At 71.5% G+C, this 17,692-nt stretch carries 13 protein-coding genes; 6 read left to right on the top strand and 7 right to left on the bottom strand.

Annotation, left to right across the window (positions count from 1 at the left end; translation table 11 throughout):
- Window positions 1-22: 22 nt before the first annotated feature.
- A complete protein-coding gene (gene hemL / locus ACQEUX_RS29070) occupies window positions 23-1,360 on the bottom strand; it encodes a glutamate-1-semialdehyde 2,1-aminomutase (RefSeq protein WP_433055039.1) in 1,338 nt (445 codons plus the stop codon).
- A 166-nt stretch (window positions 1,361-1,526) separates the two neighbouring features.
- Here hemL and ACQEUX_RS29065 point away from each other — a divergent pair, with 166 nt between their 5' ends.
- Window positions 1,527-1,862, top strand: a complete 336-nt coding sequence (locus ACQEUX_RS29065; protein ID WP_007454492.1) for an STAS domain-containing protein — start codon at window positions 1,527-1,529, stop codon at window positions 1,860-1,862.
- A 14-nt stretch (window positions 1,863-1,876) separates the two neighbouring features.
- Here ACQEUX_RS29065 and ACQEUX_RS29060 read toward each other — a convergent pair whose 3' ends face one another.
- Together ACQEUX_RS29060 and ACQEUX_RS29055 are read right to left on the bottom strand one after the other, a co-directional pair.
- Window positions 1,877-2,431, bottom strand: a complete 555-nt coding sequence (locus ACQEUX_RS29060; protein ID WP_406074230.1) for a response regulator — start codon at window positions 2,429-2,431, stop codon at window positions 1,877-1,879.
- Entirely contained in the window at window positions 2,428-6,795 is a 4,368-nt protein-coding gene (locus tag ACQEUX_RS29055; protein WP_433055034.1) for a HAMP domain-containing protein, read from the bottom strand. Before ACQEUX_RS29055 ends, ACQEUX_RS29060 begins: the two co-directional genes overlap by 4 nt.
- Window positions 6,796-7,080: 285 nt before the next feature.
- Here ACQEUX_RS29055 and ACQEUX_RS29050 point away from each other — a divergent pair, with 285 nt between their 5' ends.
- From ACQEUX_RS29050 to ACQEUX_RS29040, 3 genes are all read left to right on the top strand, one after another.
- Window positions 7,081-9,195: a SpoIIE family protein phosphatase gene (locus ACQEUX_RS29050; protein WP_433055031.1), complete on the top strand. Its 2,115-nt coding sequence runs from the start codon at window positions 7,081-7,083 to the stop codon at window positions 9,193-9,195.
- Window positions 9,196-9,205: 10 nt separating this feature from the next.
- On the top strand, window positions 9,206-9,637 hold the full coding sequence (locus ACQEUX_RS29045) for a hypothetical protein (RefSeq protein WP_433055028.1): 432 nt from the start codon (window positions 9,206-9,208) through the stop codon (window positions 9,635-9,637).
- A 251-nt stretch (window positions 9,638-9,888) separates the two neighbouring features.
- On the top strand, window positions 9,889-10,947 hold the full coding sequence (locus ACQEUX_RS29040) for an IS110 family transposase (protein ID WP_433046162.1): 1,059 nt from the start codon (window positions 9,889-9,891) through the stop codon (window positions 10,945-10,947).
- A 34-nt stretch (window positions 10,948-10,981) separates the two neighbouring features.
- Here ACQEUX_RS29040 and ACQEUX_RS29035 read toward each other — a convergent pair whose 3' ends face one another.
- Window positions 10,982-12,340, bottom strand: a complete 1,359-nt coding sequence (locus ACQEUX_RS29035) for an FAD-binding oxidoreductase (protein WP_433055025.1) — start codon at window positions 12,338-12,340, stop codon at window positions 10,982-10,984.
- A gap of 96 nt (window positions 12,341-12,436) precedes the next feature.
- On the opposite strand from ACQEUX_RS29035, the gene ACQEUX_RS29030 reads away from it, so the two are divergent.
- Complete coding sequence (locus tag ACQEUX_RS29030; RefSeq protein ID WP_433055022.1) at window positions 12,437-14,533, top strand: S9 family peptidase; 2,097 nt, start codon at window positions 12,437-12,439, stop codon at window positions 14,531-14,533.
- Window positions 14,534-14,552: 19 nt separating this feature from the next.
- On the top strand, window positions 14,553-14,708 hold the full coding sequence (locus ACQEUX_RS29025; protein WP_433055019.1) for a hypothetical protein: 156 nt from the start codon (window positions 14,553-14,555) through the stop codon (window positions 14,706-14,708).
- A gap of 32 nt (window positions 14,709-14,740) precedes the next feature.
- On the opposite strand, the gene ACQEUX_RS29020 is transcribed toward ACQEUX_RS29025, so the two are convergent.
- The 3 genes from ACQEUX_RS29020 to ACQEUX_RS29010 all read right to left on the bottom strand — a co-directional run bounded on the left by ACQEUX_RS29020 (window position 14,741) and on the right by ACQEUX_RS29010 (window position 17,619).
- Window positions 14,741-16,867 (bottom strand): bifunctional polysaccharide deacetylase/glycosyltransferase family 2 protein, encoded by a 2,127-nt coding sequence (locus tag ACQEUX_RS29020; RefSeq protein WP_433055016.1) that lies wholly within the window; start codon window positions 16,865-16,867, stop codon window positions 14,741-14,743.
- Window positions 16,867-17,286 (bottom strand): hypothetical protein, encoded by a 420-nt coding sequence (locus ACQEUX_RS29015; RefSeq protein WP_433055013.1) that lies wholly within the window; start codon window positions 17,284-17,286, stop codon window positions 16,867-16,869. Before ACQEUX_RS29015 ends, ACQEUX_RS29020 begins: the two co-directional genes overlap by 1 nt.
- A gap of 114 nt (window positions 17,287-17,400) precedes the next feature.
- Window positions 17,401-17,619 carry a hypothetical protein gene (locus tag ACQEUX_RS29010; RefSeq protein ID WP_433055010.1) on the bottom strand — a complete coding sequence of 73 codons (219 nt, stop codon included), beginning with the start codon at window positions 17,617-17,619 and terminating at the stop codon, window positions 17,401-17,403.
- Between the last annotated feature and the right edge of the window lie 73 nt (window positions 17,620-17,692).

Below are 17,692 nucleotides of genomic sequence, written 5' to 3'. Positions count from 1 at the left end.
GGCTCACTCCTCGCACTCACCGCTACCCCCCGAGACCAGCCGCTGCCGCCGCGTTCGCCGCCGTGGGCAGCGCGGCGGCGATGTGCTCCAGAGCGGCGTCGTCGATCGCCGCCGACACGAACCAGGACTCGAACGCGCTCGGCGGCAGGTAGACGCCGGCGGCGAGCATCGCGTGGAAGAACGCCTTGAACGCCGGCACCTGCTGGGTGCGGGCGCTGTCGTAGTCGACCACGTCGGCGTCGGTGAAGAAGATGGAGAACATGCTGCCCGCGTACGACAGTCGGTGCGGGACCCCGGCGGCGGCCAGCGCGTCGGAGGCCAGCTTGCCCACGACGGCGGCCGTCTCGTCGAGGCGGCGGTACAGCGCGTCGTCGGCGAGTCGCAGCGTGGTGAGACCGGCGGCGCAGGCGAGCGGGTTACCGGAGAGCGTGCCGGCCTGGTAGACCGGGCCGGCCGGGGCCAGCCGCGCCATGATCTCGGCGCGCCCGCCGAAAGCGGCGGCGGGCAGCCCACCACCCATGACCTTGCCGTACGTCCACAGGTCGGCGTCGGAGGCGTCGAGGCCGTGCCACCCGGCGCGGGAGACCCGGAACCCGGTCATCACCTCGTCCACCACGAACAGCGCTCCGTGCGCGTGCGCGATCCGGGCGAGCTGCTGGTTGAAGCCGTCGCGGGGTGCGACCACGCCCATGTTGCCGGCCGCGGCCTCAGTGATCACCGCGGCGATGTGCGGGCCCTCGGCGGCGAAGGCCTCCTCGACGGCCCGGATGTCGTTGTACGGAAGCACGATCGTCTCGCTGGCCGCCGCGCCGGTCACGCCGGGCGAGTCGGGCAGGCCCAGGGTGGCCACGCCGGACCCGGCGGAGGCGAGCAGCGCGTCCACGTGCCCGTGGTAGCAACCCGCGAACTTGACGATCTTGGAACGGCCGGTGAAGCCCCGGGCCAACCGGATCGCCGACATGGTCGCCTCGGTGCCCGAGTTGACCAGGCGGACCTGCTCCACCGGGGTCCGCGCGACGATCTCGGCGGCCAACTCCACCTCACCCGGGGTGGGTGTGCCGAAGCTGGTGCCCCGGGCCGCGGCGGCCTGCACGGCGTCCACCACCTCCGGGTGGGCGTGCCCGAGGATCAGCGGACCCCAGGAGCAGACCAGGTCGACGTAGCGACGGCCGTCGGCGTCGTACAGCCACGGGCCCTCACCACGGACCATGAAACGCGGGGTGCCGCCGACCGCCTGGAAGGCACGCACAGGGGAGTTGACCCCGCCCGGCACGATGGCCCGGGCGCGGTCGAACAGGGCCTCGGAGGCCGGCGCGTCGGCCGGGTAGCGGCCAGGTCCGGCAGAAAAAATGTCGGTCACAATGCCGCCATTGTGTCAGCGCCGAACGGCCAACCAGCAGCCACCCCGAACCGGGGTTACCGGGCTCACCCATGGCCGGTGCCCGCCAGCAGCGGCGACGCGGGGCCGGGGCGACGGCTCACGGCCTCGACAGGCCGGGGTGCTCGGATCGCGCTAGGCTGACCGGGTGGATCGTGCCGAACTGTCCATCACGCTACACCGGACGGGCGACGAAGCAGTGCTGCGCCTAGCCGGCGAGATCGACATGCTCACGGCGGCGCAGCTCTCCACCGTCGTCAACGAGGTGCTGGCCGATCCGCCCCCGCGGATCGTGCTCGACCTGGGCGGCGTCACCTTCTGCGACTCGCAGGGCCTGGGCACCCTCGTCGTGCTCAGCCGCAAGGCCAGCCACGCCCAGAGCCTGCTGATGCTGACCCACGTGGGCGACTTCCTGATTCGCGTGCTGGACATCACCGGCCTCCGCAGCGCGCTGATGATCCGCAACGACCAACCCACCGGCTGACCCGCCCCGCCCGGTCAGGCGGTGTTGCCCCAGCGGGCCTGTTCGAGCATGCGTACGGCCCGGTCGCGGGCCTCCGGGTCGTCCGAGCGGAGCAGGGTGGTCGCCTCGTCGACCGCGTCGGTGAGCCTCCGCCACTGCGTGTCGCGCTCCCGGACCAGGTCCGACTGGGCGGCCAACTGCCGGGTCTTCACCCACAGCTCGACGAAGACCGACACCTTGGCCCGGAGCACCCACGGGTCGAACGGCTTGGTGAGGTAATCCACCGCACCCACCTGGTATCCCCGAAGGGCGAGTTGGGCGTCCCGGTCGGCGGCGGTGAGGAAGATGATCGGCACATGCCGGGTCCGCTCGCGGCGCTTGATGTGGCTCGCCGTCTCGAAGCCGTCCATGTCCGGCATCTGCGCGTCCAGCAGGATCACCGCGAAGTCGTCCACCAGTAGTTGCTTGAGCGCCGCTTCGCCGCTCTCCACCGCCACGGACTGGACCGGCAGGCCCTGGAGGATCGCCTCCAGGGCCGTCAGATTCTGCCGCCGGTCGTCCACGAGCAGCGCCTTGGCCATCTGGGTCACGAAGTCTCCTCGCTCCGACTGCCGTTGATCCAGGACGACATCAACTCGATCAGGTCGTCCAGGTCGACCGGCTTGGTGATGTAGTCGCTGCCTCCGGCAGCGAGAGCCGACTCGCGGTCGCCCGGCATCGCCTTCGCGGTCAGGAAAACCACCGGCAGGTCGGCGAACCGGTGGTTGCGGCGGATCTGACGGGTCGTCTCGTAACCGTCCTGGTCGGGCATCATGGCGTCCATCAGCACGATGTCCACCTCCGGATGCTCGGCCAGCAGGCGGACACCGTCCGCTCCGTTGTCCGAGTACAACACGGTCATGCCGTGCAGCTCCAATGCGCTGGTCAGGGCGAAGACGTTGCGGACGTCGTCATCCACGATCAGCACGGTGGCGCCGTCCAGCTGGCGGGTTGCCGGCGCCTCCGGCCGCTCCGGCAGCAGCTCCAGCGGCGGCATCAGCAGCGACGACGGCAGGCCGGCGCGCTGCGGGGACGGGGCCTGGGGCGCGACCACCGCGTCCGGGGCCAACACCTGCGGTACGAACAGGGTGAAGGTCGAACCCTGACCGGGCGCGGACGACACGGTGATGGTGCCACCGATCAGCCGGGCCAGGTCGCGACTGATCGACAGGCCCAGGCCGGTGCCGCCGTAGCGGCGACTGGTCGTGCCGTCCGCCTGCTGGAACGCCTCGAAGATGATCGACAACTTGTCGTCCGAGATGCCGATCCCGGTGTCGATCACGGTGAACGCGATCACCTGCTGGGCGTTGGTCAACGCCGGCACGTCGAAGACCGCGTTCTCCGCCGCCGGGGCGATCCGCAGCGTCACCGCGCCGTTGTCGGTGAACTTCACCGCGTTGGAGAGCAGGTTGCGCAGGATCTGCTGCAACCGCTGCGCGTCGGTCACCAGGGCCGGCGGCAGATCCTTGCTCACCCGTACCTGGAAGTCCAGGTTCTTCTCCTCGGCCTGCGGCGCGAACGCCTGCTCGACGTAGCCGCGCAGCTCGGCGAAGCGGATCTCGGTCGGCTCGACGTCCATCCGGCCCGCCTCGATCTTGGACAGGTCGAGGATGTCGTCGATCAGACGCAGCAGATCCGAGCCGGAACCGTGGATGGTGCGGGCGAACTCGATCTGCTTCGGGCTGAGGTTCTGCTCCGAGTTCTCCGCCAGCAGGCGGGCGAGCAGCAGCAACGAGTTCAGCGGCGTCCGCAGCTCGTGGCTCATGTTGGCCAGGAACTCCGACTTGTAGGCCGACGCCCGGGTCAGCTGCTGCGCCTTCTCCTCCAGGCCCAGCCGAGCCAACTCGATCTCCCGGTTCTTCGTCTCGATGTTGCCCTTCTGCTCGGAGAGCAGCGTGGCCTTCTCCTCCAGCTCGGCGTTGGTGCGCTGCAACTCGGCGGACTGCTCCTGCATCTCGTGCGCCAGCCGCTGCGACTGGGCCAGCAGTTCCTCCGTACGCCGGTTGGCCTGGATGGTGTTGACCGCGATGCCGATGGTGAGCACCAGCCGCTCCAGGAACGACAGGTGCAGCTCGGAGAAGGCCGACACGCTGGCGAACTCGATCACCCCGAGCAGCTCACCCTCGAACAGCACCGGGAGCACCACCAGGTCGGACGGGGGCGTCGCGGCCAGCCCGGAGCGCAGGGTGAGCCGGCTGTCCGGGGAGGCGCTGACGCGGATCGTGCGCCGGGACAGCGCGGTCTGCCCGACCAGCCCCTCACCCGGCCCGAAGGTGACGTCGCTCCCCCGCGCCACGTACCCGTACGAGGAGGTCAGCCGAAGCCGCATGCTGCCGTCGGTGTCGTCGGCCAGGAAGAAGGCACCGAGCTGGGCCTCGACCAGCGGGGTCACCTCCGTCATGATCATGCGGCAGACCTCGCCGAGATCGCGCTGGCCCTGCAACAGGCCGCCGATCCGGGCCAGGTTCGAGTCCAACCAGCCCTGCTCGGCGTTCTTCTTGGTCGTCTCCCGGAGGGTGACGATCATCTGGTTGATGTTGTCCTTCAGCTCGGCGACCTCGCCCTGCGCCTTGACCGCGATCCGCTGGGTCAGGTCACCCCGGGTCACCGAGGTGGACACCTGGGCGATGGCCCGCAGCTGGGTGGTCAGCGTCGAGGCGAGCTGGTTGACGTTCTCGGTGAGGTCCCGCCAGGTGCCGGAGACGCCCTTCACCTGGGCCTGACCGCCCAGCTTGCCCTCGATACCGACCTCGCGGGCGACCCGGGTCACCTCGTCCGCGAACGACGACAACTGGTCCACCATCGTGTTGACGGTCGACTTCAGCTCCAGGATCTCGCCCTGCGCGTCCACCGTGATCTTCTGCGACAGGTCACCCTTCGCCACCGCCGTGGTCACCGAGGCGATGTTGCGGACCTGACTGGTCAGGTTCGACGCCATCGAGTTCACGTTGTCGGTCAGGTCCCGCCAGGTGCCCGAGACCCCCTTCACCTGGGCCTGACCGCCCAGCTTGCCCTCGGTGCCCACCTCACGGGCCACCCGGGTCACCTCGTCCGCGAACGACGACAACTGGTCCACCATCGTGTTGACCGTGGACTTCAACTCCAGGATCTCGCCCCGGGCGTCCACCGTGATCTTCTGTGACAGGTCACCCTTCGCCACCGCCGTGGACACCTGGGCGATGTTGCGCACCTGGGCGGTCAGGTTCGACGCCATCGAGTTCACGTTGTCGGTCAGGTCCCGCCAGGTGCCAGCGACCCCCCGCACCTGGGCCTGACCACCGAGCTTGCCCTCGGTGCCCACCTCACGGGCCACCCGGGTCACCTCGTCCGCGAACGACGACAACTGATCGACCATCGTGTTGACCGTGGACTTCAACTCCAGGATCTCGCCCCGGGCGTCCACCGTGATCTTCTGTGACAGGTCACCCTTCGCCACCGCCGTGGTCACCGAGGCGATGTTACGGACCTGACTGGTCAGGTTCGACGCCATCGAGTTCACGTTGTCGGTCAGGTCCCGCCACGTACCGCTGACGCCCTTGACCTGGGCCTGACCGCCCAGGTTGCCCTCGGTGCCCACCTCACGCGCGACCCGGGTCACCTCGTCGGCGAACGACGACAACTGGTCGACCATCGTGTTGACGGTGTTCTTCAGCTCCAGGATCTCACCCTGCGCGTCCACCGTGATCTTCTGCGACAGGTCACCACGCGCCACCGCCGTGGAGACCTGGGAGATGTTGCGGACCTGGCTGGTCAGGTTGCCGGCGAGCTGGTTGACGTTCTCGGTGAGGTCGCGCCAGGTGCCGGAGACGCCGCGCACCTGGGCCTGACCGCCGAGCTTGCCCTCGATGCCCACCTCACGGGCCACCCGGGTCACCTCGTCGGCGAACGACGACAACTGGTCCACCATCGTGTTCACGGTGTCCTTCAGCTCCAGGATCTCACCCTGCGCCGCCACCGTGATCTTCTGCGACAGGTCACCACGCGCCACCGCCGTGGAAACCTGCGCGATGTTGCGGACCTGCGCCGTCAGGTTCGACGCCATCGAGTTGACGCTGTCGGTCAGGTCCTTCCAGGTGCCCGCCACGTTCGGCACCTCGGCCTGGCCGCCCAGCTTGCCCTCGGTGCCCACCTCGCGCGCCACCCGGGTGACCTGCTCGGCGAAGAGGCGCAGCGTGTCGGTGAGGTAGTTGATGGTGTGCGCCAGCTCGGCGACCTCACCCTTGGCCGACACGGTGATCTTCTGGGAGAGGTCACCCTTGGCCACGGCCGTCGACACCTGGGAGATCGACCGCACCTGGTAGGTGAGGTTCGAGGCCATGGTGTTCACCGAGTCGGTGAGGTCCTTCCAGGTCCCGGCGACGCCCCGAACGTCCGCCTGACCGCCCAGCTTGCCCTCGGTGCCCACCTCACGGGCCACCCGGGTCACCTCGTCGGCGAACGACGACAACTGGTCCACCATCGTATTCACGGTGCGCCCGATGCGCAGGTACTCACCGCGCAGCGGCCGACCGTCGATCTCCAGTGCCATGTGCTGGGACAGGTCGCCGTCCGCGACCGCGACGATGACCCGGGCGATCTCGGTGGTCGGTCGGCCCAGATCGTCGATCAGCGAGTTGATCGCCCGCTGCCCCTCGGCCCAGGAGCCGTCCAACCCCTCGTCGTCGAGCCGCTCGGTGAGCCGGCCGTCGCGACCGACGATCCGGCTGATCCGCCGCAGGTCGAGATACTGCCGTTCCTGGAGCGAGACCACCTCGTTGAAGGCGTCCGCCACCTCACCGGCCGTGCCGGCACGGCGGGGAAGCCGAACCTTCAGATCTCCGCGACGGACCCGTCGCAGTGCCTCGGTCAACTCACCGAGGAGCGCCTCGTGGTCGGGCGCGGACGGATCCGCCACCGACTGCTTCGCCGTGGTCATCATTCCTCGCTCAACTCGGGGGCACCGGTCCGTGCGGACACACCGGCACCCCATATTGTGCCCGCGAGCGCCGTAGTGCCAGGGTGTGCGACCCGCCAGGTGGCCCCGATCGCCGTCTATTCCGCCCGATCGGCGGCGCGCCGGCACGACCCACCACAGACCTCGCTGCCAGGGCCTTTCGGCGCGACAGGCCCGCACTCCACCGCAGGTGCCCCTCTGCGTCGCACCGGCCCGCCACGGCCGATCGGCTTGGCACCCAATGGGGGAACGGTGGAGGATACGAGGGTGTCAGCCGAGGCGGGGCCCGCGACGGCCGGGGCCCGGGACGGGGCGGTCCGGCGTGTCCGCCTGCCCGCCGACCGCCGTACGCCCGCTGCCGCCCGCGCCGTCGTCCGCTCGGTGCTGACGGAGTCACACCTGGACGAGTTGGCCAACGAGGCCCTGCTGCTCACCACCGAACTGACCACCAACGCCGTCGAGCACGCCCGCACCGAATTGGACATCGAGGTCGTCGCCGACGAGATCGGGCTGACCGTCACCGTTTCGGACTTCGCGCCCGGTTCGGGCGACGAGCTGACCGTCGGCACCCGCAACGACTCCACCGAGATCAACGAGATCTCCGAGCGGGGCCGAGGCCTGCTACTGGTCGACCACTTCGCCAGCCGCTGGGGCACCACGTACCTGCCCACCGGGAAGGGCGTCTGGTTCCGGCTGGACCGTCCAGGCGCCGACCCAACTGCCGGGGGCACCGTCGGTGGCGAGTCGACGCCATCCAGTGCCGGCCCTCCTGCGACCACCGACAGGTCCGCGCCGAGCGCCAGCGCCATGAGCGAACTCATGCAAACCGCCCCCGACCTGTACGCCGACGACCCGCTGCCCGACTTCGCCACCAGCCTGCTCAGCCGGGTCGCCGAGATGGTGGGCGCCGCTGGCGGCACGATCCGGCTGGACCGGGGCGACGGGCAGGGCCGCCAGGTGCTGGCCCGCTTCGGTCGCGCTCCCCGCCCCGGCACCGAGCTGCTCCGGGTGCCGCTGACGGTGCACCGCCCCTACGCCGGGGAGCTGGAGTTGGACGCCGCACCCTCGGCGTACGCCCGACCGTTGGCGGTGCTCACCGCCGAGCGGCTGTCGCTGCACCTGGAGAACGACCGGCTGCGGAGGGCCGACGTCCGCCGCCAGGTGTGGCTGACCTTCCTGGCCGAGGCGAGCGAACTGCTCGCCCAGTCGTTGGACGTCGAGCTGACCATGGCGCTGATCCCGCAGTTGGTGGTGCCACGACTCGGCCAGTGGTGCGCGGTGCACACCACCGACGAGTGGGGCCGGCTCCGGCTGGCGGCGGCCAGCCACGCCGACGAGTCGGTGCTGCCGCAACTGCACAAGGTGCTGGCGGAGACCGGGCCGGATTCGATCCAGGCCCGTCTGCGCGAGGCGTCCCGCAGCGCGGCGCAGATCCCGCTGGGCGGGCCGATGGAGGGGTTCGCGGTCCCGCTGATAGCGCGCGGGCAGCGGCTCGGCACCCTGGCGGTGGGGCGGCACCAGCGGCACCGGCACGACCCGGACGAGGTGTCCGTGTTGGAGGACGTGGCCCGGCGGGCCGCGCTGGCCATCGAGAACGCCCGGATCCACGCCGAGCGTCGCCGCGTGGCCCAGACGCTCCAGCAGTCCCTGCTGCCGCCGGTGCTGCCGCTGGTCGACGGGATCGGCTTCGCCGCCGAGTACGTCCCGACCGGCGACGACGCGGAGGTGGGGGGCGACTTCTACGACGTGGTGCCGCTGCCCGACGGGCGCTGGCTGGTGGTGATCGGTGACGTCTCGGGCAAGGGCGTCCAGGCCGCCGCGGTGACCGGGCTGGTCCGGGACGTGATCCGGGTGCTCGTCGGCGACGGGAAACCGTTGCCGGAGGCGCTGGCGCGGCTCAACGAGACGCTGGTCGAGCGGGGTAGCGGGCGGTACTGCACGTTGGCGCTGGCGGCGGTCAGGCCGGGTGAGGACGACAAGCTGGACGTGTCGCTGCACCTGGCCGGGCACGACCGGCCGGTGTTGCTGGCCGCCGCGGGCGGCGCCGGGTTCGTGGGCACCGGCGGCACCGCACTCGGCCTGCTCGACACGATCACCTCGCCGACGGCGGAGATCACGCTCGCACCGGGCGACTCGCTGGTCTTCTACACCGATGGCGTCACCGAGCGGCGGCGCGGCCGGGAGCTGTTCGGCACCGACCGGCTGCGGGACGCCGCCGCGCCCCTGGCCGGGTATTCGGCCGACGTCGTGGCCGCCCGGCTGCGCGCCGCCGCGATCAACTTCTCGGTGGAGCCGCCCCGGGACGACATCGCCATCCTGGTGCTCCGCAACGATTCGACCGACCGGCGCACGCGGGCTCCGGATGCCCGGCACGCTCGGTAGATTGACGGCCATGCCGGGTGTCGCGCAGGCCACGTCGTACTCCTCAGCAGCAGTCCGAGCGCTGATCACTGCGCAGCTGGCCACCCTCGGCGCGTTCCTCGCCGTGCTGCTGCTCTACCTGGGTCGGATGGCGGCCGCCGGCGTCGGCCCAGCCGAGATGCTGACCGGCGCGTACGACCCCAAGGAGCTGATTCCCTTCGGGATGCACGGCGCGAACCCGTTCCTGTGGCTCTACGCCGTGGTGGGGATGCTCTACGTGCTGGGCGCGGTGCTCGGGCTGCCGTTGGCGATCGCCGCCGTGGCACTGGCCGCCCGGGAGCGCGACGCACTCCCCCGGGCCACCCGGGCGCTGCTGCTGGCCGGCGCTGCGGCAACCCTGCTGGTGCTGGTGGCCCGGTTCACCCCGCCGCTGCTGGACATGCAGCGGTGGTGGCTGGACTGACTGTGAGCATGGCGGGGTCGGTTCAGCAGTGGTGAGCTGATAGCTGGCAGTGGTGGGCGTGACTCTTGGCCTGACTGGCTTTGTGCCTTTGGCTGGACTTGTCCGTCCGCTGCTGCCGGCGCCGGCCCGGCGGGAGACGTTTGGCCTGATCAGGAGCTTGACCGCCAGTTAGCGGCTGGCGTGTCTCATCACAGTCCTGCCATCTCCGCACCGGACCGGACCTTTGCGTCCCCACGGTGAGGAGAGAACGCATGTCCATGCTGGCAGATCTGGTCGAGGTCGTCATCGGCGTCGACACGCACAAAGACACCCACACTGCTGCGCTGCTCGATACCCGCACCGGCGGGGTCTTGGCGCGGATCACGGTCAACACCGACGCAGACGGCTACGCGCAGCTGGTGGCCCTGGCCGGACAGCATTCAGGGCTGCGGGCCTGGGCCCTCGAGGGCTCCGGCGGCTACGGCGCCGGCCTCGCCCGACACCTGGCCGATGCCGGTGAGCTGCTCGTCGAACTGGACCGGCCGCTGCGACCGGCCCGCCGGGCCGGGGCGAAGTCTGACCCGATCGACGCCGAACGCGCCGCCCGCGACGCCCTGGCCCGCACGCGGCTGGCGCAGCCCAAGACCGGCGCGCAACGAGCAGCACTGCAGGTGCGGCTGACCGCCCGCCGAGCGGCCGTGGAAGCCAGTGCTGACGCTCAGCGGCAGCTGCACGCGTTGGTGATCACCGCTCCCGAGGTGGTGCGGGCCCGCTTCCGCGGCCAGAGCACCCGGGCCATGCTCACCACCGCCACCCGACTACGCCCCTCCAGCAGCGCGGATATCGACGTGTTCACCTGCCTGACCGTGCTGCGCGACCTCGCCCGCCGCGTCCGCTTCCTCGAAGCCGAAGCCGCCGAACACGAAAGGGCGATCCGCACGATCGTCCGCTCCTGGCGACCCGACCTACTCGACCTCACCGGAGTCGGACCGATCGTTGCCGCCACCGTGCTCACCGCCTGGTCCCACCCCGGACGCTGCCGAAACGACGCCGCGTTCGCCATGCTCGCCGGCGCCGCCCCGATCCCCGCATCATCAGGAAAGACCATCCGCTACCGGCTCAACCGCTCAGGCGACCGCCAACTCAACCGCGCCCTGCACACCATCGTCCTGACCCGCCTACAACGCGACCAGGACACCCGCGCCTACGCCGAACGGCGCCGCGCCCAAGGCAAAACCGACCGAGAGATCAAACGCTGCCTCAAACGCTACGTCGCCCGCGAAATCTACCGACGCCTCGAAACCCCACCCCAAACACTTGACCCGGCATAGGAGCGTCCGACCCGGGCCACCGACGGCGGCGATGTCACAGGCCGCCGGGGAGACGCCCGGGGGCGAGCCGATGCTCCGGGTCGAGATGCTCCTTGGCCGCCCGCAGCTGGGCCAGGCCGGCCAGCTCGCCCCAGAGGTCGACGGCCTGCCGGACCGGCGCGGGAGCCGAGACCACCACGCAGCGGCCCTGCCGAGCCAGCAACACCCCTCGGACGGCGGCCAGGATGGACGCCACCCGGTCGGGAGCCAGCGCGCCGGGCAGTGCCGCGTGCACCACGCCCAGCCCGGCGGACCCTCGCACCGGCACCGGGGTGCCGGCCGCGTCACGCAACGCGTAGACGGCGGCGTGCAGATCGCCGATCGGCACCTCCAGGCGCAACGCCGTGTCGCCGGGCGCGAACGGGTAACGGCGCCACCACGTCGGCGCGGAGTGCGCGATCGTCGCCTCCCCGTGCAGCAGGCCGACCAGTCGCTCGGCGCGCTCGGTGACATCGGCGGGGCCGCCCTCCAGCAGCACCACCAGGCTGCCCGCCCGGGACGGGGCACCGACCCGCCCGGACATCGACGGATGGCGCTCACGGGCGGTGGCGGCGGGGTGGCCGGGCGGGTACGGCGTACGCGGCCGGGGCGTGCCTCCGGGCAGGTCCAGCTCGATGGCGGCCGGATCCAGCCGGGCGGCGAGGATCGCCCGAACCAGGTCGTGCACCTCCAGTGGCGTCCACACCGGGCGGGACACCCAGAGCCGGCTCGCCGGCACCGGCTGGACCCGCAGGCTCGCCGAGACCAGGACGCCGAGCGCGCCCTGGGAGCCGCAGAGCAGCCGCGCCAGGTCGAGCCCGGGGGCGCCACCCCCGGTGCTGACCAGCTCACCGTCGGCGGCGAGGTAGCGGACACCGAGCAGTTGGTCGCAGGGGCTGCCGTGTCGGTGACGCAGCGGGCCCGCCTCGCCGGCGGCGAGCACCCCGCCCAGGGTCGCGCCGGGTGACGGGGCGTCCATCGCCAGCCGCTGCCCGGTGCGCTCGAGCGTGGCCTGCACCGCCCGCAGCGGGGTGCCGGCGCCCACCTCGGTCACCAGCGCACCGACCGGCTCGTGACCGATGCCGGCCAGCCGGCCGGTGTCGAGCATGATGTCGACCTGGACCGGGGTGGCACCCCAGTCGATCTTCGTGCCGGCACCCCGGGGCACCACCGCCAGGTCGTGCGCGGCGGCCAGCCGCAGCACCTCCGCGGCGGCGTGCGGGCCGCCCGGCACCGCCACCCAGCGCGCCGGCCGCCCCGCCACCTCGTCGGCCGGCCCGGCCAGCCGGGAGAACGGTGGGCCGCAGATCGCCGCCAACCGCCGGGTGATCTCGAGTGCTCCGGACCGGTCGAGGGAACTAGCTGCTGCCGCCATGGCGCTCATCGTACATGTGTTCGAAAGGCGTGGTGGCGACTATCGGGATGCCGCTGGTCCGGCACATCGTGGGGGGCGGCCGGTAACGTGGCCGCCGTGACCACCGAGACTGCCCCGCCCGCGGCGAAGCGGGTGCCCAGCGAGCGCACCCACCACGGCGACACCGTCATCGACGAGTACGCCTGGCTCGCCGTCAAGGACGACCCGGAGACGATCGCCTACCTGACCGCCGAGAACGAGTACACCGACACGCGTACGGCGCACCTGGCCGAACTGCGCGCCGAGTTGTTCGAGGAGACCCGCCGGCGCACCAGGGAGACCGACCTGTCCGTGCCGACCCGCAAGGGCGGGCACTGGTACTACACCCGGACGGTCGAGGGGCAGCAGTACGGGGTGCAGTGCCGACGCGCGGTCCGCGACGGTGAGACCGAGCCGCCGATCAGCGCGGACGGCGCACCGCTCGACGGCGAGGAGGTGCTGCTCGACGGCAACCTGCTGGCCGAGGGGCACGACTTCTTCGCGCTGGGCGCGTTCGACGTCAGCCCCGACGGTCGCTGGCTGGCCTACTCCACCGACTACTCCGGCGACGAGCGGTTCACCCTGCGCGTGAAGGACCTCGCCACCGGCGAGCTGCTGCCGGACGAGGTACCGGACACGTTCTACGGCACCGCCTGGTCAACCGACGCCTCGGTGCTGTTCTACGTGACGGTGGACGACGCCTGGCGGCCGAACCGGGTCTGGCGGCACACCGTCGGCTCGGCCGCCGCCGACGACGTCGTGGTCCACCAGGAGGATGACGAGCGGTTCTGGGTGGGCGTGGAGCTGACCCGGTCGGAGAAGTTCATCCTGATCGACATCCACAGCAAGGTGACCAGCGAGGTGCTGGTGATCCCGGCCAGCAACCCGACCGGCGCGCCGGCGGTGATCGCTCCCCGCAGGCAGGGCGTGGAGTACACGGTGGAGCACCACGGCCACCGCTTCCTGATCCTGCACAACGACGGCGCGGAGGACTTCGCGCTGGCGTTCACCTCGGCGGACGTGCCGGGCGACTGGGTGCCGCTGATCGAGCACACCCCCGGCACCCGTCTGGAGGCCGTCGACGCCTTCGCCAACCACCTGGTGGTGTCGCTGCGCACCGACGGGCTCACCGGGCTGCGGGTGTTGCCGGTGGGCAGCGACGACGCGCACGACATCGACTTTCCCGAACCGCTGTACAGCGTCGGGCTGGACGCCAACCCGGAGTACCGCACCGGGCAGGTCCGGCTGCGCTACTCCTCCCTGATCACCCCCGACTCGGTGTACGACTACGACCTGGTCACCCGGCAGATGGTGCTGCGCAAGCAGAAGCCGGTGCTGCCCGGGCCGGACGGCCGACCGTACGACCCGGCCGAGTACGAGCAGCACCGTGACTGGGCGCTCGCCGACGACGGGACCCGGGTGCCGATCTCGCTGGTCTGCCGGGTCGGTACGCCCCGGGACGGCTCGGCGCCCTGCGAGCTGTACGGCTACGGCTCGTACGAGGCCAGCATGGACCCGTGGTTCTCGGTGGCCCGGCTGTCCCTGCTGGACCGGGGCGTGGTCTTCGCGGTGGCGCACATCCGGGGCGGCGGCGAGCTGGGCCGGCGCTGGTACGACCAGGGCAAGCTGCTGGCCAAGAAGAACACCTTCACCGACTTCGTCGCGTCCGCCCGGCACCTGGTCAAGGCCGGCTGGACGGCCAGCGACCGGCTGGTCGCCCGGGGCGCCTCGGCCGGCGGCCTGCTGATGGGCGCGGTGGCCAACCTCGCCCCGGACGCGTTCAGCGGGATCGTGGCGCAGGTGCCGTTCGTGGACGCGCTCACCTCGATCCTCGACCCGTCGCTGCCGCTGACCGTCACCGAGTGGGAGGAGTGGGGCAACCCACTGGAGGACCCCGAGGTGTACGCGTACATGAAGTCCTACACGCCGTACGAGAACGTGGCTCCGGTGGACTATCCGGCGATCCTCGCGGTGACCAGCCTCAACGACACGCGGGTGCTCTACTCGGAACCGGCGAAGTGGATCGCGCGGCTGCGGGCGGTCGCCCCGGACGGCGACTACCTGCTCAAGACCGAGATGGGTGCCGGGCACGGTGGCCCGAGCGGCCGCTACGACGCCTGGCGTGAGGAGGCGTTCATCAACGCCTGGATCCTGGACCGCCTGGGCCGCGCCTGACGACGACGGGGCGGCGGCGATGACCGATGAGGACGAGCGCGGGTCGGCGCCCCGGCGCGCCTCCACGTGGATGATCCTCGCGGTGGTCGGCGCCGCCCTGCTCGTCTGCTGCTGCTCCGCCGCCGTCGGCCTGCTGGTCTCCTGGTCCGCCGGCCTCTTCCGCACCCCGACCTGACCGGCCGGGGTTGACGCGGCGCTGGTGCGGCGTCAGCCTCGGCCGGCGCCCACCAGCGCGGCGGCCTCGCCGGTACGCACCATCCGCTGCCAGCGCAGCCGGTTGCCGATCAGCGCGGTGACCACCGACTGCACCACCACCAGGTACATCAACTGTCGGTAGACCAGTTGCTGCAACGGCAGCGCCCACAGCGGGCCGTACCGTTCCCGGTCCAGGCGCAGCGCGTAGCCGGCGGTGACCGCCTGGAGCAGCAGCAGCCCGGCCCAGGCCAGGGCGAGCGTCGACCAGGGCAGGAAGAGCAGGCCGTAGACCGCGAACACGTCGACCGCCGGCGCGGTCAACGGCAGAATGATCTGGAACACCGCGAGGTACGGCAGGCCGCGCCGGCCCAGCTTGCCGCCGGCGCCCGACTCCCATAGCGCGTGCCGGTGCTTCCACATCGCCTGCATGGTGCCGTAGCACCAGCGGTAGCGCTGTCGCCAGAGCTGGCGCAGCGACGACGGGGCCTCGGTCCAGGCGATGGCCGATTCCTCGTAGACCACCCGCCAGCCGGCGCGGAGGACCTTCATGGTCAGGTCGGTGTCCTCGGCCAGGGTGTCCGCGGGCACCCCACCAACCCGCAGCAGCACCTCGCGGCGGAACGCGCCGATCGCACCGGGAATGGTCGGCATGCACTCCAGCACGTCGTACATCCGCCGGTCGAGGTTGAAGCCGATCACGTACTCCAGGTGCTGCCACCGGCCGAGCAGCCGACGCCGGTTGGCGACCTTCGTGTTGCCGCTGATCGCGCCGACCGACGGGTCGGCGAAGCCCTGGACCAGCCGGTGCACGGTGTCCGGTTGGAAGACGGTGTCACCGTCCACCAGCACCAGCAGGTTCGCCCGGGCGGCCCGGATGCCGGTGTTCAGCGCCGCCGGCTTGCCGGCGTTGGCCTGCCGGATCACGCGTACCCCGCGCAGCCGCATCCGCTCGACGATGTCGGCGGTGCCGTCGTCCGACCCGTCGTCCACCACGATCACCTCCAGCGTCGGGTACGCGCTGGCTACCAGGGAACGGACCGTGGCGGCAATGTTCGCCGCCTCGTTGTACGCGGGGACGATCACCGACACGGGTGCCCGCACCTCGGGCCGGTCCCGCTGGGGACGGCGGACCCGGCGCACGTGCCGCTGGGCACAGAACACCTGCACCGCCAGACGTGCCACCCCGAGCGCGAGGGCGATCATGAGCAGCAGGTTCATCACCTCGGCGGACCAGCGCGCGCCGGTCTGGGTCCAGCGCAACGCGGTGCCGCTCAGCCGGGCGCCACCGCCTGCCGGGACCATCGACGACGTGGCGTCGACACCGGCGGAGACGGTGGTGAACCGGTAGCCCTGGTCGGTGAGCGCGGGCAGCAGTCGGTCCAGCGCGGCGATGGTCTGCGCCCGGTCACCGCCGCCGTCGTGCATCAGCACGATCGCACCCCGTCCCCGGTTCGGGGTGGCCGCCCGCACGATCTGGTCGACGCCGGGGCGCTGCCAGTCCCTGGTGTCCAGGTCGGAGAGCACCGCGATGTGCCCGGAACCGGCGGCGGCGCGCAGCGCGGCGTACTCGGGGCCGGTCAGCGCCGTCGGCACCGACGAGAACGGTGGCCGGAGCAGGGTCACCTCCCGGCCGGTGGCCGCGGCGATCGCCTTGCGGGTCAGCGAGAGTTCGAGGTCACGCCGCCACGGCGACACCTCGGCGAGGTCGGCGTGGGTGAAGGTGTGCGACCCGATCTCGTGGCCCTCGGCGAGGATCCGCCGGACCAGCTCGGGATGCTCGTTGACCCGGGCGCCCACCACGAAGAAGGTGGCGTGCGCGCCGTGCCGGCGCAGCACATCGAGGACCTGCGGGGTCCAGCGCGGGTCCGGCCCGTCGTCGAAGGTCAGCGCGATGGTGCGGTCGGGCACCGCCCGGCTGACCGGTTCGGCCTGGTCCAGCCGCAGCACCGGGCCGCCCGAGCCGACCGCGGCCGGCACGTCCGATGCCGGCTGGCCGCCGGCGACGGGGGTGCCGGAGCCGCCGGCCAGACCGCTCACCAGGCCGTTGACGGTGAGCGCCACGAGCAGCGACAGTAGCCCGAGGACGAGCAGGAACCAGTGTGCCCGGGGGTCCCGCCGGGCCACGTGTCTGGCCTTCATCATTGCGGCTTACCGGGCGACCTGCTCGGCTTCTCGGTGTTGCGGTGCTCGTCCCCTCGACCAGGTTGGCTCGTGGCGGACGGCGCCCCGGTGGCCGTGGTGGGGGGTCGTTCACCGGTGGTCGAGGTGGGACGCGGCAGGGGAGGCGACGTGCGGTTCACCGGGGAGGGCGACGGCGAGTCGGCCACCTGTGGCTTGGTGATCCCGTCTACGCCGGCCTCCACCGGCACGGATCCCCGAGGGTCGTCCGACCAGCCGGGCAGCGGCACCGAGGTGTCCAGGAAGAGCCCCGCGAGGATCAGGGCGAGGCTGGTGAGCAGGCCGAGGCCCATGGCGGTGCCGGCGACGACGGTGAGCCGTCGGCGACGCCCGGTGCCGTCGACGAACACCGGCGGGGCAGAGCCCGGTTGACTGTGCATCTGGCGAACTCCCACGGTCACCGTGCCGAGGACCGTCCGGCCCGGCACCGGAGACCCGATGGTCCGGGCCTCCGGTGCACACAGCGACACCACCACCAGCGGCGTTACATCGACTCAGGTCGCGCGCAGCTCGTCCAGAGCGGTGCTGGCGCGCAGGAAGATCAGGCCGACGCCCACCGTGACCAGCACCGCGACCAACGCGCCGGCACCGAGCCAGGCCAGGCGCTCCAGGGGTACGGCAACGGCTCGCTCGATCCCGGGTGTCTCCACGATCCGGGTGTACTGCTTGCGAGTGACCGGGTCGTCACAGAGCGCGGCCGTCGCGTCGCACACCTCCCAGGACGACCCGCCCCCACCTCCCTCCAACCCCCCCGGTTGATCAAGAGGTTTGCGTCACCAGCGCGCC

Origin of the sequence: Micromonospora sp. CA-259024 (assembly GCF_050936255.1) — a bacterium.
Classification (GTDB): domain Bacteria; phylum Actinomycetota; class Actinomycetes; order Mycobacteriales; family Micromonosporaceae; genus Micromonospora.
The sequence above is the reverse complement of the archived record's forward strand: the minus strand, read 5'-3'. Positions and strand labels throughout refer to the sequence as shown.

Coding starts and splice junctions, on each gene's coding strand:
- ACQEUX_RS29025 (WP_433055019.1), top strand. CDS start 14,553: ATGACCGATGAGGACGAGCGCGGGTCGGCGCCCCGGCGCGCCTCCACG.
- ACQEUX_RS29055 (WP_433055034.1), bottom strand. CDS start 6,795: ATGACCACGGCGAAGCAGTCGGTGGCGGATCCGTCCGCGCCCGACCAC.
- ACQEUX_RS29020 (WP_433055016.1), bottom strand. CDS start 16,867: ATGAAGGCCAGACACGTGGCCCGGCGGGACCCCCGGGCACACTGGTTC.
- ACQEUX_RS29045 (WP_433055028.1), top strand. CDS start 9,206: ATGCCGGGTGTCGCGCAGGCCACGTCGTACTCCTCAGCAGCAGTCCGA.
- ACQEUX_RS29015 (WP_433055013.1), bottom strand. CDS start 17,286: ATGCACAGTCAACCGGGCTCTGCCCCGCCGGTGTTCGTCGACGGCACC.
- ACQEUX_RS29040 (WP_433046162.1), top strand. CDS start 9,889: ATGTCCATGCTGGCAGATCTGGTCGAGGTCGTCATCGGCGTCGACACG.
- ACQEUX_RS29035 (WP_433055025.1), bottom strand. CDS start 12,340: ATGGCGGCAGCAGCTAGTTCCCTCGACCGGTCCGGAGCACTCGAGATC.